This window comes from Hyphomonas oceanitis SCH89 (genome assembly GCF_000685295.1).
In the GTDB taxonomy this organism is placed as follows: domain Bacteria; phylum Pseudomonadota; class Alphaproteobacteria; order Caulobacterales; family Hyphomonadaceae; genus Hyphomonas; species Hyphomonas oceanitis.
Genome location: NZ_ARYL01000131.1, coordinates 1 through 1,018 on the forward strand (window position 1 = coordinate 1; position 1,018 = coordinate 1,018).

1 protein-coding gene is annotated in these 1,018 nt (G+C 64.7%); it reads right to left on the reverse strand.

The window, feature by feature from the left end:
• A partial coding sequence (locus tag HOC_RS20560; protein ID WP_035542591.1) for a TolC family protein occupies window positions 1–1,018 on the reverse strand: 1,018 nt, incomplete at both ends.

Sequence of the window (1,018 nt, forward strand, 5' to 3'; positions counted from 1 at the left end):
CATCGAGGGTCGAAGTGAGATCGAACTTGCCCGCGGCATAACCCTGGACGGATGCCTCATAGGCCGATCTGGCAGAGGGCAGGGCATCGTTCTCAAGGAGGGCCAGGCGTTCCTGGGCCGCGCGGACCTGGGCGACTGACGCACGTTGGCTGGCAAGCAGTCTGGCTTCCACAGCCGCCCGGTCGGCGCGACCGGCATCGGTTCTGTAACCCGCGGCGCGGGTTGCGTCCCGGTTGCGGTCAAACAATGGGACAGGAACGCTGACGCCCAGAAGGAAGGCGGTATCGCCCGTTTGTTCAAACTGCCGCATGCCGGCACTTAGCGTAAGATCAGGAATCCCTTGCGCGCGCGCCAGATCCTGCTCTGCCTGCCGGGCGACGATGCCCGCTTCGGCCACTTTGATGGCGGGGTGTTCGCCCAGGTTGGCAGGACCGGGGTCGGTGGGCGCCGTCATTGGCTGGACAGGTGCCTCGAAGACCGGGTCGGCGCTTCCCCACAATGCGCTGAGATCGTAGCGAAGGGATTCCATGTCACCGCGTGTCTGTGCGGCCACTGCGCGCAAGGCTGCAGCATCGGCTTTCGCTCGGGAAAGTTCCGGCGGCGCGGCCGCGCCTGCATCCACCCGTTTGCCAACGGTTTCGCTGAGCGTATCTGCCAGGTCGGCCGATTGATTGGCGAGACGGACGAGCTGGACGGCTGCGTCCAGTTCATAGAAGAGCGTCACCGCCTCCAGTTCTGTTTCGCGCAGGATGGCACTGCATTCTGCCGTTGCGAGTGCGGCACTGGCACGGGCGGCGCGCTGCCGTTTTGTTCGCTTGCCGCCCAGCTGGAATGTCTGGGCGATCGAGAACGTTGTCTCGGTTTGATCAAAGCCGGCGAGGGGGCCGGAGCCTGAGAAGTTTTCAAGTTCCAATCCGATGGAGGGATTGAGCCAGCGTCCGGCCTGATCGGCGTCCGCCTCGCGAGCGCGTGTTTCCAGTGCGGCCTTGCGCACTTCCGGGGAGGCATTGCGGACTTC